25 protein-coding genes and 5 pseudogenes are annotated in these 25729 nt (G+C 35.8%); 14 read left to right on the forward strand and 16 right to left on the reverse strand.

The window, feature by feature from the left end:
- The first annotated feature begins 47 nt into the window (after positions 1-47).
- From RG963_RS04670 to RG963_RS04695, 6 genes are all read left to right on the forward strand, one after another.
- On the forward strand, positions 48-1175 hold the full coding sequence (locus RG963_RS04670) for a glycosyltransferase family 4 protein (RefSeq protein ID WP_310575122.1): 1128 nt from the start codon (positions 48-50) through the stop codon (positions 1173-1175).
- Positions 1176-1352: 177 nt separating this feature from the next.
- Complete coding sequence (locus RG963_RS04675) at positions 1353-1928, forward strand: acyltransferase (RefSeq protein WP_310575123.1); 576 nt, start codon at positions 1353-1355, stop codon at positions 1926-1928.
- A 55-nt stretch (positions 1929-1983) separates the two neighbouring features.
- Positions 1984-2136, forward strand: coding sequence for a hypothetical protein (locus RG963_RS04680; protein WP_310575124.1), 153 nt, complete (start codon positions 1984-1986; stop codon positions 2134-2136).
- Between the two features lie 24 nt (positions 2137-2160).
- Positions 2161-3450: a glycosyltransferase family protein gene (locus tag RG963_RS04685; protein ID WP_310575125.1), complete on the forward strand. Its 1290-nt coding sequence runs from the start codon at positions 2161-2163 to the stop codon at positions 3448-3450.
- 32 nt (positions 3451-3482) lie between these two features.
- Positions 3483-4556, forward strand: coding sequence for a non-hydrolyzing UDP-N-acetylglucosamine 2-epimerase (gene wecB / locus RG963_RS04690; protein WP_310575126.1), 1074 nt, complete (start codon positions 3483-3485; stop codon positions 4554-4556).
- A gap of 52 nt (positions 4557-4608) precedes the next feature.
- Positions 4609-6054: a flippase gene (locus RG963_RS04695; RefSeq protein WP_310575127.1), complete on the forward strand. Its 1446-nt coding sequence runs from the start codon at positions 4609-4611 to the stop codon at positions 6052-6054.
- Here the strand turns inward: RG963_RS04695 and RG963_RS04700 are convergent.
- A complete protein-coding gene (locus tag RG963_RS04700; protein ID WP_310575128.1) occupies positions 6031-6966 on the reverse strand; it encodes a glycosyltransferase family 4 protein in 936 nt (311 codons plus the stop codon). The two genes, RG963_RS04695 and RG963_RS04700, sit on opposite strands and share 24 nt — an antisense overlap.
- A 307-nt stretch (positions 6967-7273) precedes the next feature.
- Here RG963_RS04700 and RG963_RS04705 point away from each other — a divergent pair, with 307 nt between their 5' ends.
- Entirely contained in the window at positions 7274-8329 is a 1056-nt protein-coding gene (locus tag RG963_RS04705; protein WP_310575129.1) for an acyltransferase family protein, read from the forward strand.
- 249 nt (positions 8330-8578) lie between these two features.
- Here RG963_RS04705 and RG963_RS04710 read toward each other — a convergent pair whose 3' ends face one another.
- Together RG963_RS04710 and RG963_RS04715 are read right to left on the reverse strand one after the other, a co-directional pair.
- Positions 8579-9682 (reverse strand): acyltransferase family protein, encoded by a 1104-nt coding sequence (locus RG963_RS04710; protein WP_310575130.1) that lies wholly within the window; start codon positions 9680-9682, stop codon positions 8579-8581.
- Positions 9683-9868: 186 nt separating this feature from the next.
- Positions 9869-10066 (reverse strand): annotated as a pseudogene (locus tag RG963_RS04715) (IS1-like element ISMac25 family transposase); the annotation flags it as partial.
- 711 nt (positions 10067-10777) lie between these two features.
- On the opposite strand from RG963_RS04715, the pseudogene RG963_RS04720 reads away from it, so the two are divergent.
- Positions 10778-10984 (forward strand): annotated as a pseudogene (locus RG963_RS04720) (polysaccharide biosynthesis protein); the annotation flags it as partial.
- A gap of 36 nt (positions 10985-11020) precedes the next feature.
- On the opposite strand, the pseudogene RG963_RS04725 reads toward RG963_RS04720, so the two are convergent.
- Positions 11021-11155: pseudogene (locus RG963_RS04725) on the reverse strand (GDP-mannose 4,6-dehydratase); the annotation flags it as partial.
- Between the two features lie 1091 nt (positions 11156-12246).
- Here RG963_RS04725 and RG963_RS04730 point away from each other — a divergent pair.
- Positions 12247-12405 (forward strand): hypothetical protein, encoded by a 159-nt coding sequence (locus tag RG963_RS04730; RefSeq protein ID WP_310575131.1) that lies wholly within the window; start codon positions 12247-12249, stop codon positions 12403-12405.
- A 196-nt stretch (positions 12406-12601) separates the two neighbouring features.
- Here the strand turns inward: RG963_RS04730 and RG963_RS04735 are convergent, their stop codons facing one another.
- The 5 genes from RG963_RS04735 to RG963_RS04755 form a co-directional block, all read right to left on the reverse strand.
- On the reverse strand, positions 12602-12949 hold the full coding sequence (locus tag RG963_RS04735) for a carboxymuconolactone decarboxylase family protein (protein ID WP_310575132.1): 348 nt from the start codon (positions 12947-12949) through the stop codon (positions 12602-12604).
- 212 nt (positions 12950-13161) lie between these two features.
- Positions 13162-13383, reverse strand: coding sequence for a DUF2180 family protein (locus tag RG963_RS04740; RefSeq protein ID WP_310575133.1), 222 nt, complete (start codon positions 13381-13383; stop codon positions 13162-13164).
- A gap of 9 nt (positions 13384-13392) precedes the next feature.
- On the reverse strand, positions 13393-13623 hold the full coding sequence (locus RG963_RS04745; protein ID WP_310575134.1) for a DUF2180 family protein: 231 nt from the start codon (positions 13621-13623) through the stop codon (positions 13393-13395).
- Positions 13624-13714: 91 nt separating this feature from the next.
- Entirely contained in the window at positions 13715-13903 is a 189-nt protein-coding gene (locus tag RG963_RS04750; protein ID WP_310575135.1) for a desulfoferrodoxin FeS4 iron-binding domain-containing protein, read from the reverse strand.
- A gap of 142 nt (positions 13904-14045) precedes the next feature.
- Complete coding sequence (locus tag RG963_RS04755) at positions 14046-14174, reverse strand: hypothetical protein (RefSeq protein WP_310575136.1); 129 nt, start codon at positions 14172-14174, stop codon at positions 14046-14048.
- 394 nt (positions 14175-14568) lie between these two features.
- Between RG963_RS04755 and mer the strand changes: the two genes are divergently transcribed.
- From mer to RG963_RS04775, 4 genes are all read left to right on the forward strand, one after another.
- Positions 14569-15555: a 5,10-methylenetetrahydromethanopterin reductase gene (gene mer, locus RG963_RS04760; protein WP_310575137.1), complete on the forward strand. Its 987-nt coding sequence runs from the start codon at positions 14569-14571 to the stop codon at positions 15553-15555.
- Positions 15556-15653: 98 nt separating this feature from the next.
- A complete protein-coding gene (fpoF, locus tag RG963_RS04765) occupies positions 15654-16694 on the forward strand; it encodes a F420H2 dehydrogenase subunit FpoF (protein ID WP_310575138.1) in 1041 nt (346 codons plus the stop codon).
- Positions 16695-16749: 55 nt separating this feature from the next.
- Positions 16750-17271, forward strand: coding sequence for a nicotinamide-nucleotide adenylyltransferase (locus RG963_RS04770; protein ID WP_310575139.1), 522 nt, complete (start codon positions 16750-16752; stop codon positions 17269-17271).
- Positions 17272-18074: 803 nt separating this feature from the next.
- Complete coding sequence (locus RG963_RS04775) at positions 18075-18485, forward strand: Ig-like domain-containing protein (RefSeq protein ID WP_310575140.1); 411 nt, start codon at positions 18075-18077, stop codon at positions 18483-18485.
- Between the two features lie 111 nt (positions 18486-18596).
- Here the strand turns inward: RG963_RS04775 and RG963_RS04780 are convergent, their stop codons facing one another.
- The 5 genes from RG963_RS04780 to RG963_RS04800 form a co-directional block, all read right to left on the reverse strand.
- Positions 18597-19145 (reverse strand): adenylate kinase family protein, encoded by a 549-nt coding sequence (locus RG963_RS04780; RefSeq protein ID WP_310575141.1) that lies wholly within the window; start codon positions 19143-19145, stop codon positions 18597-18599.
- A gap of 345 nt (positions 19146-19490) precedes the next feature.
- Positions 19491-19637, reverse strand: coding sequence for a hypothetical protein (locus RG963_RS04785; RefSeq protein WP_310575142.1), 147 nt, complete (start codon positions 19635-19637; stop codon positions 19491-19493).
- 324 nt (positions 19638-19961) lie between these two features.
- Positions 19962-20192 (reverse strand): cytochrome b5 domain-containing protein, encoded by a 231-nt coding sequence (locus RG963_RS04790; protein ID WP_310575143.1) that lies wholly within the window; start codon positions 20190-20192, stop codon positions 19962-19964.
- A 62-nt stretch (positions 20193-20254) separates the two neighbouring features.
- On the reverse strand, positions 20255-22270 hold the full coding sequence (locus RG963_RS04795) for a thioredoxin domain-containing protein (protein ID WP_310575144.1): 2016 nt from the start codon (positions 22268-22270) through the stop codon (positions 20255-20257).
- A 97-nt stretch (positions 22271-22367) separates the two neighbouring features.
- Positions 22368-22496: a rhodanese-like domain-containing protein gene (locus tag RG963_RS04800; protein WP_310575145.1), complete on the reverse strand. Its 129-nt coding sequence runs from the start codon at positions 22494-22496 to the stop codon at positions 22368-22370.
- Between the two features lie 482 nt (positions 22497-22978).
- Between RG963_RS04800 and tnpA the strand changes: the two are divergent.
- A pseudogene (gene tnpA, locus RG963_RS04805) lies at positions 22979-23367 on the forward strand (IS200/IS605 family transposase).
- Positions 23368-23508: 141 nt separating this feature from the next.
- Here tnpA and uppS read toward each other — a convergent pair.
- Entirely contained in the window at positions 23509-24450 is a 942-nt protein-coding gene (uppS, locus tag RG963_RS04810; RefSeq protein ID WP_310575146.1) for a polyprenyl diphosphate synthase, read from the reverse strand.
- A gap of 1023 nt (positions 24451-25473) precedes the next feature.
- A pseudogene (locus RG963_RS04815) lies at positions 25474-25572 on the reverse strand (DDE-type integrase/transposase/recombinase); the annotation flags it as partial.
- Positions 25573-25729: the final 157 nt, after the last annotated feature.

Here is a 25729-nt window from a genome sequence, read left to right on the forward strand (position 1 = left end):
AATTATATATTCACTCCGAATAATATATTTTTTGTGAGGTTTATAGTATGGTATGCAAAAAAAAGTTTAATATTTGCCTAATTACTTCTCCGATCGGCGATGCGAGCGTAACTCCGGTCTCAAATCTTGCAGAAATAATAACACACATTGCAGGAGAAATATGTTTAATTACTGGAAATGCAGGCTCAAATTTATTTAATAATGATATTCGCATAAATACGATCTCAATTAATTATAAATTAGGATCCAGTGCCTTATCAAAAATTATAAGATATTTGTTATTACAGCTTAAAATCTCATATTATATAATAAAAAAAGCTAGCCGCTTTGACACACATCTTTTTTTTATAGGCTCTAATAATTTAATATTGCCTGCAATAATCTCAAAAATAATGAGAAAGAATGTAATCTTGAGCCTTCCTAGCTCATCCAATATGCTAAAATTTGCAAACGATAGGTTCTACAAAGTCGTCGAAATCTTAGAAAGTATTAATTTGATTATCGCAGACAAGATTATTGTATACTCTCCAAATCTTGTCAACGAATGGAATTTAAAAAAATATAGCAATAAAATATTATTTGCACATGAACATTTTATAAATTTCAATATCTTTAAATTAACGAATTTATTTCATAAAAGAGAAAATCTGGTGGGTTATGTTGGACGTTTGAGTGGAGAAAAAGGAGTGTTAAACTTTATCAAAGCAATAGGGTATATAATTAGTAAGAATAATAATATGACGTTTTTAATTATAGGAGATGGGCCATTAAAAAATAAGATAGAACTCGATTTGGATACATATGCGCTAAATAATAATGTTAAACTTTTTGGATGGGTGCCCCATGATGAACTTCCATATTATTTAAATCAACTAAAACTAACTGTTCTCCCTTCCTACACTGAAGGACTTCCAAATCTAATGCTAGAATCAATGGCATGTGGAACTCCAATATTAGCTACTCCAATTGGAACAATACCAGATGTGATAACAGATGGTAAAAACGGTTTCATTATGGAAAATAACTCTCCTGAATGTATCGCAGATAATTTGATTAGAGCACTAGCTCATCCTAACTTGGAACAAATTTCAAAGAATGCGGAAGCAGATGTAAATCGAGAATTCACCTTTGAGAATGCTGTTGGAAAATATAGAAAGGCATTGTGCGATCATTAGGAACTCACCGCGAAATAACATTGGCAACTTTTTAAACTGTAGTCCTCCGTTTTCACAAGCAAACCATCGATTAAATCCCAATAGAATTATGCGTTACCTAGCTATTTCGTAAAGAGCCCTAAAATAAACTTAATTGGTTATGATATCAGTAAATTTTTAGATCGGGATGTTGGTAACATGATCACTATAAACAACATATTTAAGAACAACATATTTAAGCACGTATTAAATCTTACAACTTTCATTAACAATAAAAAAAGAGATTATTTTTTCAAGCAGAAGCTAATCTCAGAAAAAAAATGCTTTATTGGAAGTAATGTTGTATTAGATTCCTCATTTCAATGGCTCATATCTATAGGAAATGAATGTACAATAACGAATAGGACTATCATCTTGGCCCATGATGCTAGTACTAAAAAACACTTGGGTTATGCGAAAGTTGGAAAAGTGTCGATTGGAGATAAAACTTTCATTGGTGCAGGAAGTATAATACTACCGGGGACTCAAATAGGCAACAACGTAATCATCGGAGCTGGGAGTGTTGTAACCAAAAATATACCTGACAATTCAATTGCTGTAGGCAATCCTGCAATCGTTATAGGTTCAACATCTGAATATATGAATAAACATAAGTTGAAAATGGAATTAAGACCTATATACGAAAATGATTGGACACTGGAGAGCGAAATAACAGAAGAGAAAAAGGAAATTATGAAAAGAGAGTTAGAGAGTGGAATTGGTTACATTATTTAACTGAGAATATTTATTCGGTGAATGACTTCCTGAAAATTATAATAAAGACTTATATATGGGTATTGATAAAGAAGATAAACTAATGTATAAAGATATATTCCCAGAAATGGCTGAATTTAGATGGGTCGCCGAAGATTTTGAAAACTTAAACTGTGATGTATCTATATATAAAATATATTCCAGCAAAAAAGTTGAATTTTTTATATAATCGGTACAGGAGACGTTTGATGTTATGAAAAAGGTGTTAATCATATCATATTATTTTCCTCCAGATCCTGAAATTGGAGGTTTGCGAATTAAAGGGCTGGCAAAATATCTCCCATACTTTGGTTGGGAACCTATAATCTTAACAAAAAATTTGCCGGATAATTCTGACTCGATATATAATATTATAAAAACGTCATGCTTTGAATATAATAGTATACACTCATTTAAAAAAAAAATAGGACTTAATCCAAAAGAGACTGTAAATAAACAACTCGGAAAATCGAATTTAAAGAACAAAAAGATGCTTTTAGACATATTACTGAATTTTGCGGCAGAAGTTTTAACATATCCGGATAACCAGAAAATATGGTATTCTCATGCTTTCGAATTGGGTGATAAGCTATTAATCGATCAAAATATTGATGCAATAATTAGCAGTTCCTCACCTATAATCTCTCATATAATAGCTCATGATTTAAAGGAAAAGCATAATATCCCATGGATTGCAGACTTACGTGATCTTTGGACTCAAAATCACTACAATTCATATAGTTGCATAAGGAAATTCTTTGAGAACAATTTAGAAATTAAAACTCTTGCTACATCGGATGCAATAACTACAGTCTCTAATAATTTGTCCTCCTCACTTGAAACGCTTCATAAAGGAATAGATGTGTATTCGATCCCGAATGGTTTTGATTTGGATGAATGGACCCGTTTGAATGTAGAAGTTTTAGATAAATTTCTAATTACTTATACTGGAAGTCTTTATCAAGGAAAAAGAGATCCTTCTAAACTATTTCAGGCGCTTGATGAACTAATTAAAGAGCAAAAAATCGACAGAAATGATATTGAAGTTAGATTTTATGGTCCACAGGAAGACTGGATGAATCAAGATATTGAAAAATATAATCTTCAATATATTGTATCTGATTATGGTTTAGTATCCAGAGATATAGCATTATTTAAACAGAAAGAATCACAATTGTTACTGCTTTTGCTCTGGGATCATCCCTCAGAAGTAGGAGTGTATACTGGAAAACTTTTTGAATATCTTGCATCAAAAAGACCAATCTTAGCAATCGGGGGTTCAAAGGGTGTTGTAAATGAATTATTAGAGGAAACTGAAGCTGGATATTTTGTCTCCTCCATTGAAGAGATAAAAAATATTATTATTAAATATTATGCAGAGTATAAATTAAATGGCCACGTTTCATATAAAGGAAATAACTCTAAAATAGATAAATACAGCCAAAAAGAAATGGCAAGAAAATTTGCAGAGGTTCTTGATAATTCTATAAAAGTGGATTATTAATTGTAACTTGATTACTGGATGAGGCATTTTTCATGAAAATCCTATCTATCATCGGAGCCCGCCCCCAATTCATCAAATGCGCTCCTCTTTCTCGCTCTATCCGCAGAGAACACAAAGAAATCCTTGTGCACACTGGTCAGCACTATGACCCCGAATTATCAGAGATTTTCTTCAAAGAGCTTGACATCTCTGAACCCGATTACAACCTTGGAGTAGGTTCGAGTAGCCATGGCGAACAAACCGGAAAAATGCTGGTTGAAATCGAAAAGATTCTGATAAATGAAAAACCGGACCTTGTCTTGGTTTATGGAGACACCAATTCCACAGTCGCAGGAGCCCTTGCTGCCTCCAAACTACACATCAAAGTTGCACATGTGGAAGCCGGTCTTCGTTCCTTTGACAGAACTATGCCAGAAGAGATTAACAGAGTACTCACAGACCATATCTCGGATCTCCTCTTCTGCCCCACTGAAACGGCGGTTTTAAACCTCAAAAATGAGGGGGTCACAACTGGGGTGTACAATGTAGGAGATGTGATGCTGGATGCCCTGAAATACAACATCAAAATTGCAGAAGATAAAGCCATGGTTCTGGAGTACCTAGGGCTCAGTTCAAAAGAATATCTGGTTGTAACTGTACATCGGGCTTCGAATACCGACAGCTTCAAGAATCTTTCATCTATAGTTAATGCATTCTGTGAAGCTGATATTCCTGTTGTGTTTCCGGTACACCCGAGAACTGAAAAGTACCTGAAGAAGTATGGTCTCTGGGAAAAGTTGTGCGAAAAAGTAACGGTCATTTCCCCCCTTGGATATTTAGATATGCTAAAAATTATGAGTCATGCCAGAAAGATTCTCACAGACTCAGGTGGGGTGCAGAAGGAGGCGTATATGCTTGGGATACCCTGTATAACCATGAGAGAGAATACTGAGTGGGTTGAGACTGTAGAGGACGGGTGGAATGTGCTTGTAGGGGCGGATTGTGAGAAAATTGAGGATGCTATTTTAAATTTTGAAGGTGCTGAATTAAAAAGTAACATTTTTGGAACTGGAAACTCATGTGAAATTATTTGTGAAATCTTAAAAAATATCTCTTACTCTCGCTGAAATTTTCATAAATTTTTAGTCTATTTAGATTTATTAGAAATGATGTGATTTTTTGTCAGATCTCCAAAAATTTGTATCCGATGTTGGTTTTACGTTTATAGCTTCTGCTGTAAGTATGCTTTTAGGATTTCCTATAACTGTGGTCTTGGGAAGGTATTTGGGAGCCGATGATCTGGGCCTTTATCGAATGGTAAACACTATCTTTGGAACAGTTATGCTTTTTGTAACTATTGGGATTCCTGCAGCTGTTATAAAATATGTAGCCGAATTTCGTGACAATGACAAAAAATTAGGGCAAATTGTTTCCGGGGGTTTGATCACATCTATTTTATTGGGTCTCATTTCTTTTATTTTTATTTACGTGAGTGCTAGTCTATTCGCGGCTGTCTTTCATATGCCCGAACTTTCAGGTCTGCTGAAGATCCTTGCTTTTGCATTTCCATTTTCTGTTGTTACTGGCATGCTTTTTGGGCTTCTTAATGGATTAAGAGAAATGACTAAAAATGCATGGATTTCTATAATTCAAAGTGCATCTATGCTGATTTTTACATTTCTCTTAATTTTCAATTATGGTGTCAATGGTGCAGTTGTGGGAATTGTATTTTCATATGTTATGACTACACTGCTTTTGATATTTGTCCAGAAGATTCCTAACCTAACATTTTCGAATTTTTCTGATAACGCGTTTCAGCTTATTAATTTTGGTTCAAAAACAGTACTTTCCAATGCAATCAATCTTATTAATTATCAGGCAGATATCCTGATGATCGGTTATTTTATGACCAAAACAGATGTTGGGGTTTACAGCGTTGCGGTTATGTTTGCAAAACTTATCTGGATTCTTCCGGATTCGATTCAGAAAATCACCTTTCCTCTGATCTCTGAATATCATGCAAAAGAAATGAATGGATCAATACATATTTTGGTTGATAAATGCATGAAATATAGTTGCCTTTTTTTAGTTTTCGGTACTACTTTTTTTATCTTTTTTGGAAATAGGGTTATATCTCTTATCTTTGGGGCTGAATTTGAGCACTCATATTTTCCTTTAATTATTCTGCTTATTGGAACTGTTTTATATGGAATTACTAAATCAGTGGGTTCTATTTTTGCTAGCGTGGGAAAAGTTTCTCTTGTCTACAAAATTCCTTTAATTTCAGCAATTTCAAATATCGTCTTAAATATTGTTCTGATACCTATTTATGGAATGAATGGGGCTGCATTAGCAACAACTATTTCTCTAATTGTTTCAACAGTTGTGATGATATCTTTTATGAAAACTTTAATAAATATAAGAGTAGATTTCATTTGGTATATTAAGGTGTTATTTCTAAGTGGACTCTTAATATGTTTTTTCCTAAGTTTTAAAAACTTAATTAATGATATATTATTAGGAGTAATTCTACAAATTATAGAATTAACATTATTTTCTGTTTATTTTATCTCTAATCATGATAAAAATAAAATGTTTCACTTATTTAGTATATATGTCAATTAATCTCTTTGTTACCTCTCTTGAGTCATGTATTTTTTCAACGTATCGTCGTCCTTGAGCTCCAAGTTCAATCCTGTGCTCTTGATTTTCGATAAGTTCAATCAAATTTACGTATATTGATTTCGGGGTTGTATTTAAAATTGGTAACTCTGGATAATTCTCTGACAAATCTTGTCGGATATAACATAAAGTTGGTTTACCCATGCACATCGTTTCAATTGAAAACACGCCGTACCATCCGAGAATAAGTTGGTCTACAATAATATCAGATAATTCGATTTCTTTTAAGACTTTGTCATGAGATACTTTTTCTAATAGGATAAACTCAATGTCGTATCCATCTTTTTTTAATTTATCTATTGCCTGTATCACATGTTCAGTACCCTTTATATTTTTGTTACTGGGTGCATGAAGTATTCTCAATTTATTAACTTGCAGATTTGGTTCCACAAAAATGTATTTTTTTGTGTCTATTGGGTTTGGTATCCATATGGAATTAGGAACGAAAGCTAAGAGATCAGGAGTAGATACAACGCATTTATCTGCAAAGTATTTCTGAATAAGCGGTTGTTTTTTATTTCTTATTTCAGATCCGTGATAGTGCATAATTACTTTTTTACCTAAGACTTTCCAAATCAATAAATCTAGACCCATTCGATGCAAAGAAGAAGCATGGAAATGAAGTATGTCATATTGAAAAATTATTTTTATAATATTATACAATATGTTTATTTTTCTTGAGATATTACCATGTGATGAAAAAGAGATGTCAACTCCATATTTAAATTGATCTTCGCCAAATGAAAGCACCTCACTTTTATAGCCAAACATACGCTGCCCATCTCTTATGTTTTGAGGCACACCAGCGATATTACCAATATGTAATATTCGGATTCCTTCAGGATGAATTTTCACTATGTTATCACTTCACTGTAATAAACTTTAGTTATTTCTTTGTTGTGTCTAATGACTAATACGAATAAACATATAAATAGTTCGGTATTGAGATTCTCCAAAAGAGTTTACCATTTTTATAAGCACTAACTTAAAAAAATCTAACTTTTTCGATTTTGATACATATTGACACTATAACTAAATTAGATATTCTCGCTTAGATTATTTCCAATGTCTGCGTTTCAGGAATTTTTAAATCAAAAATATTTTATATCATGAAAACACACTATCTATATATATTTATAGAGATTCCACAGACAAGTTCAATATGTGTATTGATATTAATAAAAGAGTTCAGTGGTTGGATATTTTAAGAGGATTGACTACTGTACTGGTTGTTATCGGCCATTCAGAAATCGGAACATTTTCAAAATATATTTATTGGTTCCATATGCCTCTCTTTTTTGTACTAAGTGGACTTCTCTTCAAATCTTTAAAATATACTAACGAAATAGAGTCATTTATAAAAAAACGCACATCTCGGTTATTAATACCTTATTTTTCATACCTTATACTTGTTTTTACATTTTGCCAGCTTCCAATTTTAGTTATGCAAGACACCGATTTTTTACATATATGTACTCATTTTTTAATTGTTTTATTTATAGGCGGCAGGGCAGTTGGCGGATTGTTTGGAGTGTATTGGTTTTTTACTTGTTTATTAATAACACAAATAATATTTGCAGTTATACATACCAGCATAAAATCAATAAAATATCAATTACTAATTATTTTTGCTCTGTATCTCCTTGCACATATTGAAGCAAATTATATAAAAGCTGGGTTTATGAGTATTCCAATACCATGGAATGCTGATGTTTCTATGTTTGCACTTCTTTTCTATGCATTTGGTTTTTATGCAAAAGATTTATTGGATTTAAAAAGATTAAAATCAATAAAAATATTATCAATTTCAATAAATATGAATGCTGTATGTATAACAGCTATTATCCTTTCTGTTGTGTTCATTATATTGAACATTAATGGTATAATTGACTATAGCCTAGATCTAAAACATGTAATCTATAATAACATACTATTAGACCTATTTATCCCTATTATTTTCATATTATCAACAGTCTATATTACACAATTTAATTTACCATACAGTGTGAAAACTGTATTAACTTCTATTGGTACTAACTCGCTGCCCATCATTTTTTTACATATACCTATTAAATATTCAATTGACGTAGCTAATCACTTATTTATACATACTAATTCTGGGCTATCTATTATATATATTGTATTAGGCATAATTCTCCCATTTTATCTTAATATCTTAATTTTTAGGAAAATTAGTTTTGTCCCATTAACTGGATGAAATTTCTGGTATTTTTATTTAGCTGATCCCAAAACTCACAATTGCTTCTTTGAATCTTGTATTCTGAATAATCAATCGAGTTTCTGATCATGAAAAATGATTTTGAAACTCTTACTGATTGAAAACAAAATTGGTTTTGGGATAGGCTCATTATTTTCGGGATAATGGGTCACAAATGTGAGATACCTTTTCTGGATCAAATGATCAGAGTAAAAAGTTCATCTAGTCGAAAAAAGAAGGCTTTCCGCTCTATTTGAAGAGGATATTTAAATGTGACAAAATTGAGTTAAATATATTTGAAAGAATAACTGATACAAATATTGCGGCAATCCACAAATAATTACTTCCAGGTAAGATCCCAAAATAGTTGAAAATAAGCTTACTACCAATAAATGCAAATACCAATAAATGGATAAAATACAATTCCAAACTACTCCTTCCGATTTTATCTAAAAAGTCTAATAAATAATTATGACGTGTATGTAATGTGTCTAAAAGAATAGAGAGTAAAAAAGTAAGTGAAAAAGAACCTAACATAAAAGGGTACCAATACAAACCATATAACCATCTGTCATCTGTAGAACAAAAATAATAAATTAAGGCAAGAGCTACAAAGCAAAAAAATGTGAAAAAAACATGGAGATATATTGAAAATAAATAACTAAAATTATTGTCTCTTTTAATATAAATGTACCCTATTAAGGACCCTATAAAAAAAGCAGGCAATCTTAAAATCACAATAAGAAGAAAACTAAACTTATTAGCAAAAATAAACGCAGATGCAGTAAGAATGATTGCCAAAGTTAAACATAAAGTAACAATAAATATCAAAAATCTTAGTTTATTCTTATTTTTTTGAAAATAATTTTCAAAAAATGGAAATATTAAATAACAGAGCAAAATAGCACTTATGAACCAATGAATATTATTAGTCCTACTAATAAAAAAACTAAATCCTGTGTAATAAATAAAAACAGTACCCAAGTTTGTAATCGGCGTTCCAAATAAATTAATCAAAACAAGATATATACTAAGAAAGAACCAATAAATAGGCATTATTCTTAAAAATCTACGTTTATAAAAAAAAAGAATTGAAGGTCTTTTTTTATACCAACTGGCCATCAAGCCAAATCCTGAAACAAAAAAGAAAATGTCAACCCCAAGATATCCTGTATATTTGATAAATGAACAAAAATATGATAAAAATCCAATTTTTCCAAAATTAATTCCTGAATGATAAAAAACAATCCATAATATGGCTATTCCCATTAAAGAATTTCTATATAAGCTAATAAAATCAGATTTTTCCATCTTTTTAATTTCAGAATTTAAATTGGAAAAAATATCAAACATATATTACCTCGAATTTGATAAATGTGTATATTTGGTCTTGTCCGTGAGTTATTGATCAACTCTGAAAAAAAGAGTACATTCTCCGTGGTTGAGAAAAATGTAGAGAAATTCTTGTGCTTACTGTTTTCAATAACTCACCCCACGACCGTATATTTTATAATGCTTAAACTGATTGATGGTCCCTCTTTATCCGATTGATGTTTTAAAACACTTAAATTTCATCAGTTCCTCAAAAGTCCATTTTGACTCAGTAATTCCTGCTTCTCTTGCAGGTGTATTTTTGCACTCAACCCCTCTTTCATCTCTGTACCTTAATCCTCCATGACCTCTACAGAAGTTAAAATGTGTACAATATAACCTCATTTGATACTCTAACCATTTTTTTCATTTTTCCGATTGATTTTGTGCCTATACAATGCGTTTTTTCTAAATAATTACTGTATTAATTAGTAAAATCTGTCAAATTCGGGTTTTAAGGATGAAATTAAATAGAAAAATCACTCGATTATGGAATTGTGTTATTATTACTATATAATATTTCTTACTATTTAACCCTGTTATCTTTATACAGTTATACAATGTAGTTCTTTTTATAATTTAAAATGTCTATTCGCTAGAATACACAATTGTCTTCTATAGTCTTCCAGACTAAACAACTGCGGTTATATCTTTATTAAGAACTCGGATAAAAGAATAAGGCATTATGACGCTTCTTTTATTCGTTTTTGAGCGTAATTATTTGCATATTGAACTTTGGACTAATATTTAAACTATTTATGTTGTATATTTTAATTTATTTATCATGTTATCTTTGTAATTAATTTATTAATATTTGAGATCACATCCGTGAAACCCTCTCTTAAATTTCACTAATTAGCTTTAGAAAAGAGATTCTGCAATTATGAAGGACACGAGATCGACTTAATAATTGGTTTTTATGTTCTCTTTATATCTATTTCATATTTTCTTATCCCCAAACTTTTAATCTTTCAAAAAGTGATTTTATGAATCTGATAAAAGGAAAAAGAATATTAATTACAGGCGGTACAGGCCTCTTTTGGAAATGCTTTTATTGATTTTTCAAAGGATTGTGATATAAAATTCGTTGTTTTCAGCAGGGATGAAAAAAAGCAACATGATATGTTTGTTGAAATAAATGATAATAACATCGAGTATGTTGTAGACGACATCCGAGATAAGAGCAGGGTTTTAAAGCATTTCAAAGATGTAGATTATGTAATGCATGCTGCTGCTTTGAAGCATGTTCCAACAGGTGAACAATTTCCTGAAGAGGTTATTAACACCAACGTTCTCGGTACAAAAAATGTTATTGAAGCGGTCGAAGAGTGCAGTGTTGAAAGAAGAAGATCGACGCTTGATTCCATGTACAATATATCCTTTATAAAGTAAGAATTCAGCAAGATAGGCACCGTCTTGACCGGTAATTCCTGTTATTAATGCAACTTTAGGCAAAATTCTTTACCCCTTCATTTTAAAAAGTCTATAGGCTCATTTTTATGATCTCTGGCTTAATGTAGCGTCCAAAGCAAAATGTCGTATAAAATCGATTGAATCTATTCACAATCGTTAAATATTTGAGGATTGACGCGACACTAGTGCCGAGAACAATTGCAATCGTCATATTTTTTCCGTGTCCTTGCCGTGAAGTTCTTTCAAACTTTATTAAATTTTTAGTGGATCCCCCTTTGCAGCTACTTAAATTATCTGATTCTCAATTATTGTCTATCGACTTGCTTTTCCTCATTATTCTCTTTTAATTCCAGATTTTGCTTTGTTTCTATATAAAAAACTTTCATAATTACATTAACACTATATTTGCTCAGATGGATCTTAAACTTTATACATTTTTAGAACCCGTACTAAAAAAATACCTGTTTTAAGGGTAAAAATATGAAACTATGAATCTTGGGGAAACTGTCCACACATTCAATAAATTCAAAAACAAAATTTTTTGGGTTTGTTCAATAGATTCCAGGTGTATTTAGTTTGGGCAGTGGGCGTGAGTTATTGAAAACCATAAGCAGAAGGATTTATCTATAATTTATTCAAATGTGGAGGGTGTACTTGCTTTTTCGGAATTAATCAATGACTCATGGACACGACCTTAGTTTAAGTCATCAAAAAAAGGGTTTATTCTGGATTTCCAGCAAAAGGCCGGTAAGATAATTTCTTCGAAAAGAGTTCACAGGCTGCGAGGACTTTCCCCTTGCGGCACTATTAAGAATAATGAAAGACTAATTTTCTTCGTAATTATATATAATTTTATCCATGCGTGTTCTTTTAGATGGGTATTTATATCTTAAAATCACTTCATCCCAAAAAATTAGTCCGGTTATATAAGTTAACAAGGATTTTTTAATGACCTTGACGGTGATTCTACGCTTCAAAATATAATTCAAATGTATTACGTGAACGGCTCGACTAAAAATCCTTTCAGACACAGCCTGACTGCTCTGTTAAATACTTTCAAAAATATGGAGTTTAATAAGCCTCTGTATTGTTTTACCCTGCCGGGTTTGGTTCTCAGCACAGCGGGGTTATACATGGGTCTCAGTTTTTTACAAACTTTTTACCTTGGTGAAAGCCTTAATTTCGGGCCGACTGTTTTGATGGTCCTGCTAACCTTCGTAGGAATAGGTATGGCTTTTACCGGAATTTTGCTTAATTCGATATCAGGTTTGTTCAGACATCTTAAGGAATAAAATCAGATTGTAAGTAACAGTTGTTGTTCGGATCTCCGTTTTTACTTTAGGCTTTTTACACTTTCAATATTTTGAGTGTATTCTTGCAGGCACTCCAAACCTTGTTTCCTGAGGACGCACTATCTCGTGTACTAGCCGCGGCAAAAAAATAAACAAAAGTAAATAAACGTGCTTATTCTTTCAAAGCACACTCATTTTATTTCAGCAGCTTCAGGGCTTCCCTGCACGCAGCTACAGCCGGAGCTCCTGAGGTGATAAAGATAACGTCCATTGTTTCCATAATTTCTTCTTTGGTTACCCCATGGTTCAGGGCACTTTTCATCTGCGCTACTGTACAGGACTCACACTGTTTCGATGCCACAACCGCAAGAGCCATAAGGATCTTTGTCTTTGCAGGCAGGGCTCCATCAGATAACAGTTTTCCATCGCATCGCCTGTACTTCCCAAGAAATTCAGGATCAAGTTCCTCAAGAGTTTCCAGGATATGGGGCTTGAATCCCATTTTTTTTCCTATACTTTCCACTACTTCCTTATGCTCTGTCAAATTTCTGGCCTCCGATTCTTAACTATTATTATTCTTTAGTTGTTATATTTGTAACTGGACATCTAACTAATTCAATACATGTTCCTAATTCAATTATATATTCCTCAGATAGGGAATATTATTCTGTGGCTGTTCTGGCTTTTGCTTCCTACTGCTCATACATCGGGCAAAGAAAAATATTCTTCAGTTAAATGTATATGCAAGCAGTGGAATTAGACGCAGAAATCCTCTCCAAGAATAGAGTCAATGCACTCACGACACATCATCCTTGGAAGATCTTTCTTCAGATTAAGATGGGGCAACGGGTATCCCCCTTTCATGGGAAACTCCACCTGCTTGATATGCTCCATGCAGAGGCCTTTCCCGCAAACAATGCATATGCCTACGGCTTCATTCTCTTTACTTTTCTCAAGGCAATCGTAACATTTCAGCATATGACCACCTCAACAAACTTCATTAAACAGGCAGTTTTCTTTCAGGGCTTCATGGCAGGGAATGCAGACAATCCGTTTGATATGTTCAACGTCGGGCTTCAGCTCGATAGGATAGTCTCCTTCCCATGCAGGTGTTTCCTCATGAATAAGGTGTTCTTTGCAAACTCCTCTCCCACAGACAATGCAAATCGCAACAGCATCAGTATTTTTACCTTCTCTGGCGCATTCGTAACATTTCATTGTTCGACCTCTAAAAAAGTATTTCTTTACCTCATGTCAGGTTTGAAAGTGCTATGTACGTAAATTTCATAAATAAGACTCAACTAATATTTCACTTCTCTTCTATAAGAGTCATATCTTCTCCACAACAAACAAGAGTTCCGCCTCCTACTTTTTCTACGATAACTTCATTGCCGCAAATCTCGCAGCGGTATTTTTCCCCTTTAGCAGATACACCCATAGCCAGCTCACCTCCTTTCACCGAATTTAGCTCTCCAGGCAGTTTAAGGGCTTCCTTCATTTTTGATTTAACTTTCCGTTTTTATTAATACTTATATAACAACCTTTCTTTGTATATAATTGTAAGGATTTTTCAAACACAATATGATTTTTCCTAATCTTAAGACATCTATTTGAATTTATTGTTTATTTTTTGCCTGAGTTCAGCCACCTTTTCTTTTAATATCCCCATTTTCTTTTTGCTCATATCTACAGGTAATTCTTGCCGGAAATACCTGAAAATTTTCTGCACCCATCGTTTTCCAATATAAATCTTTTCCCTGTTTCAGCAAAAAGATTCATTTCAAAAAAGTTACCTTTTCTTTTTCCTGCTCTGGACAAACGATATTTATAATGGATTTTTAAAATGTATTTTTCTCGAAAAGGTTTTTAAAGATTGATTATTTCTTTTGAATGGATCCGGCTTGAAAAGCACTCCATTATGAAGCACAGATAAACATTCATGAAGTATAGATAAATATTCTATTTTATCATTCGGGTTATATATAACTCGTTTAATATAGTTAATTATATATAGATTCTTAAATACTGTTATGTGAATTTAGTTCAAGGTTATAATTAATATCTATTGTAACAGATATTAATTATTATTCAAAATAAATATATTTTTGGGGACTAAAAAATGGACCCATTTTACCTTTAAATAGTAACCAGGAGTAATTTGAGATGAAGTTCGGAATCGAATTTGTGCCTAGCGATCCTGCCTTAAAGATCGCATATTACGCAAAGCTTTCAGAACAGCAGGGATTCGACTATGTCTGGATCACTGATCACTACAACAACCGTGATGTATACTCTACTCTTGCCGTTCTCGCTCTGAACACCAACAGTATCAAGATCGGTTCCGGAGTTACAAATTCTTATACCAGGAACCCTGCAATTACGGCTTCCAGTATTGCTTCAATTGCCGAAATTTCAGGTGGCAGAGCAATTCTCGGTCTCGGGCCTGGAGACAAGGCAACCTTTGATGCTATGGGCATTGCATGGGAAAAACCTCTTGCAACTACCAAAGAAACAATCCAGGCAATCAGAAGTTTCCTCGCAGGTCAGAAAGTCTCCATGGATGGAGAAATGGTGAAGTTCGCAGGTGCCAAGCTTGCTTTCAAAGCTGGAAACGTCCCGATCTACATGGGTGCCCAGGGCCCCAAGATGCTCGAACTTGCCGGTGAGGTTGCAGACGGTGTCCTTATTAATGCTTCCCACCCGAAGGACTTCGAGGTTGCTGTCGAACAAATTAGGAAAGGAGCCGAAAAAATTGGCCGTGATCCCAGCGAAGTCGATGTTACAGCATATGCCTGTTTCTCAATTGACAAGGACCCTGTAAAGGCAGTCAATGCTGCAAAAGTAGTGGTTGCTTTCATTGTCGCAGGCTCCCCTGACCTTGTTCTCGAACGTCATGGAGTTCCGGTCGAAGCTAAGAGCCAGATCGGTGCAGCCATTGCTAAGGGAGACTTCGGAGCCCTTATGGGAGGACTTGTTACTCCACAAATGATTGAAGCCTTTGCCATCTGCGGAACTCCAGAGGACTGCATGAAGAGGATCAAAGACCTTGAAGCAATCGGAGTTACCCAGATTGTTGCCGGATCTCCGATCGGCCCTGACAAAGAAAAAGCAATAAAGCTTATAGGTAAAGAGATCATTGCAAAGATGTAATTTTATTACATCCTGCATAATATTTTTATCTTACTATTATATTTTTCAAAAACATCTTGTCTGTAAGGCAAGCACATCAAGGCATTGGAGGTAACTAATTGCCACCAAAGATTGCAGAAGTCATTGAACATGACGTATGCGCAGCCTGTGGAGCATGCGAGGCCGTATGTCCCATAGGGGCTGTCACTGTAAAGAAGTCGGCAGAAATTCGAGATCCGAATAATCTGAGCCTTTATGAGAAAGGGGCTGGATATCAGGTTTGTGAAGGTTGCTTAATCTGCAGCCGTGTCTGTCCAGTAGTAGACGGCTTCATCGAGAACGAACTTGCAAATGTGCGCAAGTTTTTTGCCGCAAAGTCCAGCAACAGTGCCCGCAGCCAGGACGGGGGAGTAACCAGCGGTATCCTTAAATCCCTTTTCAAGCAAGGCAAAATCGACTGCGCCGTTGGAATTACCCGAAACGAAAAATGGGAACCTGAAGTAGTTTTACTGACAAGTGCGGAAGACGTCGAGAGGACAAGGGGAACCAAGTACACCTCCGATCCGGTCGTTGCAGCTCTCAGACAAGCTTTCGAAAAGTATGATCGGATTGCAGTTGTAGGGGTGCCCTGTCAGGTCCATTCTGCACGGCTGATCCAGGATAATATAAACGAAAAGATCGTGCTTATTATCGGATTGCTCTGTATGGAAAGTTTTCATCATGAGGTTATGCTTGAAAAGATCATTCCCGAGATCCTCAAAGTCAAGATCGAAGACGTCCGAAAGATGGAGTTTACCAAAGGTAAATTCTGGGTTTACACAGATGACGGCGAGGTTCACTCCGTCCCAATCAAAGATGTAGCCAAATACGCCCGGAACCCCTGCCACCATTGCTGCGACTACACCTCGGTCTTTGCCGACATTTCGGTAGGTTCTGTTGGGGCTCCTGACGGGTGGAACTCGGTCTTTATAAGGACAGAGGCCGGGGAGAAATACTTTGATATGGTCCGCGACGAAATGGAGATCATGGAAGATCCCAAGCCGGGTCTCGAACTTGTTGGAAAACTCATCGATATGAAGCGCAAAAACAATGCTGAACATTTTCTGGAAGTCTGTAAAGAGTTTAGCTTTGAGACAGGAATCCGTAATGAAACGATGTGAAATCAAAATATATCTCGCAGGATAAATAAAGCACAATTGGAGGTTGGAATCCGAAATGATACGAGCTTTCTACATTGGACGTTTTCAACCGTATCATTTCGGGCACCATGCCATAATTATGCGGATAGCAGAAGAGGTTGACGAACTGGTCATAGGTATAGGAAGTGCCCAGAAAAGTCATGAAGCCACTGACCCGTTTACGGCAGGGGAAAGGGTGTTGATGCTATACAACGCGCTTGAAAATCTTCCTATTCGCCATTATGTTCTCCCTATCGAAGACGTCAGGTACAACTCTATATGGGTTCGCCATGTCGCTTCCAGAACCCCGAATTTTGAAGTGGTGTACTCGAACAATCCGCTGGTTATCCAGCTCTTCCGGGAAGCCGGGTTTTGCGTAAAAGAATCCCCTCTTTATGTCCGGGAAAGGTACTCAGGCACGGAAATCCGGAGGCGGATGGTTGAAGGAGAAAAATGGGAACACCTTGTTCCAAAACCAATTGTAGAAGTAATCAAGGAAATCGACGGAGTAACTCGCCTCAGGAACGTTTCTGCAAGTGACAATAATTCTTCTTTATAATATTTTTTATAATTAGGTAAGTAATAAGTCTATTTCTGTTTCTTTTTTATCTAATTTTATCTTTACTCTTAACCCATTTTCAGCTCTTGAAATCTTAAGCCATAAGACTTAAGTTTTGGAACTGATCCCAAAACTCAAAATTGCTTCTCTTAACCCCATATTCTGAATAATCAATCAAGATTTCTGGCCGTGAAAATTATTTCTGAAACTTTTACTGATTAAGAACAAAACTGTTTTGCAATGAGCTTTTGAAGAGATAGAATTTGCTAATAGTTCTTGTATTTTCTAATAGTGTCTGGATTTGACTGTTTGTTTCGTGTTATTTTAGGGTCAGTATTCTCTATAAATATTAAAGAAGTGAGATAAATAGACAAGATAGGGTATATTTTGGAGAAAATTTTTTATAACAGAAGATACTATTTCTATTTGATGTACTTTGAAAACTTTTTAATAAACTTATTGGGTCATTTTTTTGTGTTTTATGTAATACGTTTCAACATTTAACCTTCGTTTGACGCATCAGGTTAATTGCTGTGATTGATATTATAATGAAACGCATTAATTGGTGCCAATATTTTGGAAAAGTAAAAGGTACACAAAACTTCAAAACAAATAGTTTAAATTTTAACTGTTTGTTGAGAATAAATGTAGAAAAATCACTCAGCCACATGAAAATTTATTTTTCCTGCTAAATCGGGGGGTTTAATCGGGAAGAGTATATTTTCATTGTCACTAAGTACTGGATTTAAAAACCAATAGCTTTGAAAAAATTACGGTTGAGTGGACACTATGGAGGATATATCATGCAAAGAACTATATTCAAGACAATATGTGTTTTTACGCTGGTCTTCTTTGTCATGTCAATGACAGGAGCAGCAGTCGATAACATTGCATGCAGTAAGTCTAAGACGGATGCAAGAGACGATCAATTTACATGTAACTGTAAATCTAAATCTTGTTGCTATAACGTGCTGAGTAATGACAAAGGATCCAACCTTAAAGTTACAACTACGGGAACTATTACTACCGCACAGGGTGGCAAAGTAACGATGCAGAGTAACGGCAAATTCTGTTACACAAAGCCAAAAAGTTGCAGTAAATCTTGCACTGACAGTTTCAAATACTGTGTAAAAGGTAAGGATGGAAAAACCGATTGTGCAACCGTTACGATTAAAGTCAAATGCTCTGGCTGCTCCAGCTGCTCAACCTGTTGAGACTGAGCTGTTGCAACTAAGCACTTTTAAGGGAAAAGGAAGTTTTTATCTTCCGGGGATCTGATCCCCATCTCCCTTACCACTTTTCTTGTCACTTTTAATTCGTAACTATTAAGGAACCAGATCAATCCAGTCAATGGATCCAGGTTCGTACTCCGACAGCTCTTCTTCATTGCCGCTTAAAATGTGATCCACAATTTTTTCTATATCCTGTCCTGTTTCTTCAATACTCTTTCCTGTAGTGTCTATTTCAAAAACCTTTTTGCACCATTCAAAAGCCTCAACCAGGATCACGTCGAGAGCTTCGGCTTCAATATTTTCTCTTATTTTCTCTTCCGAGTAGCCGCGTGTTTTCAGCCTCATTTTTAATTCAGGCGGACATGCCCTTAGTATAATAATAATGTCTGCAATGTAATGGGCAAGGTGGCTCTCAAGAATTATTACCTTGTTATCCTTTCCATTAATAATCTCTGCAAGACGCTCCCGGATAAGTTCCATGTCTGCAACGGCAGCATCCCTCTTCTCATCAATTTCAGTGTAGAGATGTTCCTCTTTTATCAGGTCATTAAGGTGGATCACTTTCCAGTGCCTTTTTTTTTCCAGGAGCCTGCTTACAGAGGTTTTCCCAGTACCAGGGGTACCTGTAAGTCCTATTAACATGAGGGGAAAATGGGATTTATCGCAGTTATACTTAATGCCGGCCTACCACAATCGCTTGCTGTGGATCGTCCCGGATAACGTGAATCTTGATTGATTCATTTTTGCCTCTTCATTACCATTACAATTCCCATCCCATGATGACCAGACCGTTTCTGCGCAGGATACCAAGGACAGACATTTTTCTCTGCACATTTTTTCCGTATTTCTTCGACGGGTATGAGCCATTTTCCCTTATCCATTCCTTTTAACAAAAAAGTCAGATTAGAATAAAAAATGTCAGACTTTGAGAAGGTCAGGCCGAAACTTCAACAACATGCTGGAAATGAGTCAAAACAATGTATTTTTCTATCCGGATTTTAAATCGGTTGTAGGAGAATGCAGAAAGTCCACAAGGTAGGGATACTTCATCAGATAGAATTTCTCAATTATGCTGCGCTCAAAAATTTTGTTTTTCCCATTGTCAATCAACAGAGAAACTTCAGGGTTTGCCATTAGATATGAATACTTCCGAGTAGCTTTTGTAATTGAAAAAGAAGATAAGTGAGCTTTCTCATTCGAGACAAAGCAACGAGGCTCAGAACAATGCCGTTTTGGGTTATCAGGACAGCAAAGGGCTGGGACTCTATGAATTGTCTTAGCTTTTCAGGCAATTTTTTCTTCTCAAGCCCTCTGCTTTTAACAGGGTTTTCGTCTTCTTTTTCTTCAAATTTTTAAGGCATAACAGACGCAACTTTATCTTTTATACTTACAGCTCCACGAATTTACGATCTTCTGCGATTTCTGATATTGTGGGCAGTTGATTTTTACATCGTCGTGTTATTCTTTCAAAGTCCCGACAACAGGATAATCCTTAAATATTTCAGGCCCATGTGGTGCCTCGTCCATTTCTTCAGTGAGGTCCTTCCCTGCATCATGAAGTCCCTGGTGAATGCCATCTTCCCAGAGATAACTATCAGAGACATCATAGATCTGGCCTTGATAGGCGACGTATATCTTCCCATTTTTACCATTAGCCTCTGCAAGTTCTTCAAGTGTATATTCTTTCATTTCTCATATCCCCATGATTTTTGATAAATTCACTTGATTGCCGCCTATAGTTTCAGCTGCAGTCATACATTTAACATTTTTAACATTTCGTTGATTTCAGTGGTCGGAAGCTGGCACTCATAATTCTGGCAGACATATGCAGTAGCTTTTCCCTCTATAGGAACTTGCATTTTCGTGTATGTTGCCAGATTTGTAATTTCGGGATCTTTTCCTTCTGGCCTGAATACCAGTACTTTATTAGGAATAAAATAACTCCAGAGCTCTTCGAGCATATGTCCTGTATCCAGAGCTTCATGTTTTCCGGAGATTACCACTTCATATGCAGGACCCAATCCGAAGTCAAGAGCTGACAGGAATTGGGTATATCCTGATGGTATTTTTCTAATCAGTTTTGAAAAAGCGCGTTCCAACCCTTCAGCTATATCTTCCAATTCAGGATCTGCAGTCATTCTGGAAAGCCGAAGAAGATTCAACATCTCAATTGAATTACCGGAAGGTATGGCTGCGTCCGTAAACTCTTTTTTCCTGAAGATAAGAGATTCGCTGTCATCGGCAGTAAAATAGAGCCCCCCATGGGCGGGGTCCCAGAAGTGCTCAAGAAGTTCCCTGTTAAGACAAATGGCTGCTTTAAGATAGCGCAATTCGAATCCGGTCTCGTATAGCTCAAGGAGTCCATGGATCAGGAAAGCATAGTCATCGGCAGCTCCGGAAATGCCAGCTACTCCGTCTCTATATCGGTGAAGCAATCGCTTATCGGGACTGTAAAAGTTTTTGAGAATGAAATCCGCGGCTTTTTCGGCCGCTTTCAAATACTTTTCCTTACCAAAAGTCTGGAAACCTTTTGCAAGAGCTGCAATCATAAGCCCATTCCAGTCGGTCAGAATTTTATCGTCTCTTGCAGGTCTTTTACGTTCGTTTCGAGCTTCCAGAAGCTTTTCTTTAATCAGTTTTACTCGGCTCTCAATTTCGTCAATGGAAATTTTCAGTTCTGCGGCAAGAGATCCCAGAGAGCGGGGCATATAAAGGAGGTTAGTTCCGGTTTTTTTACCTCTTATTTCTTCTTCAAAGTTACCTTCTTCCTTCAGATTGAACACTTTCATAATCAGTTTGGAATCCTCCGGGCTAAGAACATTCCTGATCTCTTCTAAAGTCCAGAGATAATATATTCCTTCTTCTCCTTCGACATCTGCATCTTCCCCGCAGTAAAACCCGCCTTCTGGAGACGTCAGATCTCTTAACACGTAATCAAGGATTCCCTCTGCCGCTTCTTTATACAGCTTCTTTCCGGTAACCTGATAGTTTTCTGTATACGCAATTGCAATGAGAGCCTGGTCGTACAGCATTTTCTCAAAATGGGGAACAACCCACATGTTATCTGTGGAGTAACGGTGGAAACCCGAACCCAGATGGTCATGGATTCCTCCCCTATACATGTTATCCAGGGTATATTCTACCATATGGAGGGCTTCAGGGTTTCCGCTGCGCCTCCAATAACGGAGCAAAAAGGAAATTTTGTGCGGAGTCGGAAATTTCGGGGCTCTTTCAAAGCCTCCATATTCGCTGTCAAATGAACTCAGCAGTTCATCATAAGCTTCCTCCATTATTGCTTCCCCGATTCCTTCTCCTGCAGACTCTGAAATCATATTCTGGATAGTAGATGTGATTTTCTCCGCCGAATCAAGCACTTCTTCATGCTGTTTGTTCCATATCTCCTCTATTCTGGGCACAAGTTCGAGCATTCCTGTCTGGCTAAAACGGGATTTTTTCGGGATATAGGTTCCTGCAAAAAAGGGCTTCCTGCCAGGAGTCATGATAATATTAAGCGGCCAGCCGCCTCTTCCAAGAATAATCTGGCAGACTGTCATGTAAATGTTGTCAATGTCTGGTCGTTCCTCCCTATCTACTTTTATGCAAACAAAAGCCCTGTTCATGAGTCCTGCTATTTCTTCATCCTCAAAAGATTCATGTGCCATTACATGACACCAGTGGCAGGTAGAATAACCAATTGAGAGAAAAATAGGTTTATTTTCGTTCCTTGCTTTTTCAAAAGCCTCTTCTCCCCAGGGATACCAATCCACAGGATTATATGCATGTTGCAGGAGATAAGGGCTTTTTTCGTTGATCAGACGGTTAGGTTTTCTCTGTTCTTTCCCCAGTAAAATCCCTCCGGTTTTTTCAGGCTTCTATTTCTTGCCAGGCGGGCACTCCACCTTTCAGGACTTCCACTTTTCCGTAACCCTTCATGGCAGTTGTTATCGCCTGCAAGCCTGAGAGACATACAGTGATGATTTCTCTGTCTCTCACGCTTCTCACCAGTAATTTTAATAACCCTTTAAATGGTCCCGTATCAAGTTTTTAATTCTAAATGAATGTCCAACCTTGCAGCGGAGTCGTTTATCTCTTGTTATAATGGTAATTTTTTTTATCAAGCTTCTGCTTGATCCTGAAAATTGAAAAAATAGGTACAGCCAAATTTCCCCACTTTAAATAGTCGTCTCCTGAATATCAATATATCGGTATTTTGGCTGATTATTTTTCTAATATGATTAAAAAGTTAAATCAGTAATTTTAGAAGCAGTGTGGGTAGAAGCATGTGGGCAGGATACTTTTAGTTCGTAAACATTTATTTCAGTCGAATACCCCGCAGCTTGCTGCGGGGATGGAAAACCTCCCCGAGAACCTTTGTTAACTAAACGATTTATATTTTTAGCTACCTTTCTAACGTGAATGGAACTACGGCATGCAAATCATTGTGTCTATAAATCAGGTACAACATAGTTTTTTGTATGAAGTCTCGTAAAAACCTTCTTTTAGACAAAGAAATCACCCATTTTTTGAAAAACATATGCTTTGAAATTGGTGAAAGGTACTGTTTTGAATTTAATGCAATTGGTACTGATGGTGATCATGTCCATCTTTTTGTTGATGCTGAGCCAAAATATTCTCTCTCAAAAGTGATGCAAATTATAAAAAACATCACAGCAGACAAATCTTTAAAGAACATCCTGAAATCAAAAAACAGCTTTGGGGTGGTGAACTATGGAGTGATGGGGGTTACATTGGAACTGTAGGAGATGGAACAACTTCCGATGTAATAAAAAATTACGTTGAAAATCAGGGAAACAAAGAAGAAAACGAAGCATATAAGCAAGTGAATATATTGGATTTTGAATAGTTCCATAACTTAGCACAACTTTGATTTGAGGCTTCTGCATGTCACTTCAAAAAACAATTTATTGAACTGACGTGGTATTATTTTTGTGCTATTTATCATACAGCTGTATTTACTAACCTCTCAGGAAACTTACAGAATATCTCAGGAGACACCCTGCTTTTTTACTTGTTGAAGTTTTCCAAGGTCTTCTCGTTTTTCCCCCTGATTTCCTATCTCTAGAATATTTACAACTTTTAAAATTCTATACGACTGTTCCTGTTTTTTTTCGGCTTTCCGAGCCTGATATACCCTTATAGAGCGAAGAAGATCGATTTTTCTGAATTCTGGCCAGAAAGGCGCGCAGAAATAAGTCGCACATTCGCTTCCGTTAGCCTGCCAGGGAAGGAAATTAGAAACTCTTTCATCGCCGCCGGTGCGGAGGATCAGATCCACATTAGGAACAGAGACGCCTGGAGCAGGGTAGAGATGTTTCGAAATAAGATTTTCATCCACTTCTTCAAGGGAAAGTTTCCCGGTGGAAATACAACCTGCAATGTCCCGAACAGCCTGAATAATGTCTTGCCTGCCTCCATAAGCAATGGCAACGTTCAGGTGAAATTTCCTGTAATTTTCTGTAGCTTTTTCTATCTTTTCAATTGATTCATTCAGGAAAGCAGGTAATTTTGACCGGTCTCCGATGACGCGGACTTGAATTTCGTTTTCATGCGTTCTTGGGTCGGAATAAATTTTCAGGAATTTTTCGTTGATGAGATTAAAGAGACCGTCAACTTCCTCTTCGGAACGCTGGAAATTTTCCGTAGAAAAGGCATACAGAGTAAGTTGTTTTACCCCTATCTCATAACACCACTCAATCACCCTTTCGGTAACTTCTGCTCCCAGCGCATGCCCGAAACTTCGGGTTTTTCCCAGCTGCCCTGCATACCTGCGGTTTCCATCCATAATCACAGCTATATGATGCGGAATTTCGGAATTAAGAATTTCTATTTCAAGTCTCCGCTCATACTCGAGATAGAAAATACTGAATATGCGGTTTTTCAAAAAATGAAGTCCCGCCCGGAAGATTTCCCTGTTTCTAAGTACCATTTTTAGACTCTTTATGTATCTTCTTCCTGAGAACATCCAGATCTCAGAATTGGCCTCGTAGATTTCTCTTTTAATGTAGATTAATATCCTGTCTTGTTCAAGACATTAATATTTCTTTTGCTTAAAAATCCAGTTTTGTTCGTGAGTTATTGATCAATCCTAAAAAACGAGTATATTCCCATATTTATGGAAAATGAACAGAGATTCTCGCTTATAGTTTTCAATAAGTCCCCCCCAAAACCAAAAATTCTATATATATAAAAATATCCGCTTATATATATCTTTTCCAGTTGCCCTGTTCTTTTGTCATATTTTGCAGTGGTACAGCAGTAGTAGGCTCATATATGCTATGGTAGCTTTCCCACCAGCTGGAACCTTCATTTAGAGACATAAAATACATATTGTTAATGTTACTTTCGGCTATCCATAACGAATCCATCCGATCTGCTCTGATGGATTATAAGATCCTTCTTTTTTCTCCTGATCTTCATTAATTCCCATCCGTAACCTAGAACCAATTTATTAATAAATCGAGCCTGGAAACACATTGAAAGGGTTTTCAGTTTGAGGGAATCGCTAACTTCAGGCCGTTTCCTATCCTGGAATTGTCTCCAATTTCGATCCCCATTCGAAGGCTTGTATTCCAAACTAATTGAAACACAACATCATCTTTTTATAGGAACTGTGCTTCTTGGACATTTATATCTCGTAGTCAGATTGCTTCTTTAGTATGCAGACAATGCACATACTTCCGATTTCAACAAATACCTTATTTTCATCAAATAAATATATTGAATTATCAATACCCGCCTCAACTTATATTGAACTCCTTTTTTAAGAACGATTTAATTAATAAATGGGCGAATGGTCTATATATATCAAAGTTGGATCTACTGAACTCAACTAATATTAATAATCATAGTATATACCAATATCTAGAAAAACTTTTTTAACTACATCTACAAAATAGAAAACATCGGTCGTGTCCTTGAGTTATTGACTTATTTTGGTTCCGTTGCAAAAATCAACTGCTCGGCAAAAATATTTCCATTTACCTTTTACTTTAATATAGGTTTCATCTACTCTCCAAGAGTCATTAGTTGGTCTTAAATGTCTTCTTAGGACTCACAGCGAAATAACTTAGGCACATTTTGATACTGCACTTAATTAGTTTCATAAGCAGCTCCATCGATTTTGTTCCATAATAATTATGTGTTACCTGAGGTTTTGCCATTTTCCACAAAATCCCTTATTTTCAAATAATATTTGAAAATAAAGC

Source organism: Methanosarcina baikalica, from assembly GCF_031461075.1.
GTDB classification, from domain to species: Archaea; Halobacteriota; Methanosarcinia; order Methanosarcinales; family Methanosarcinaceae; genus Methanosarcina; species Methanosarcina baikalica.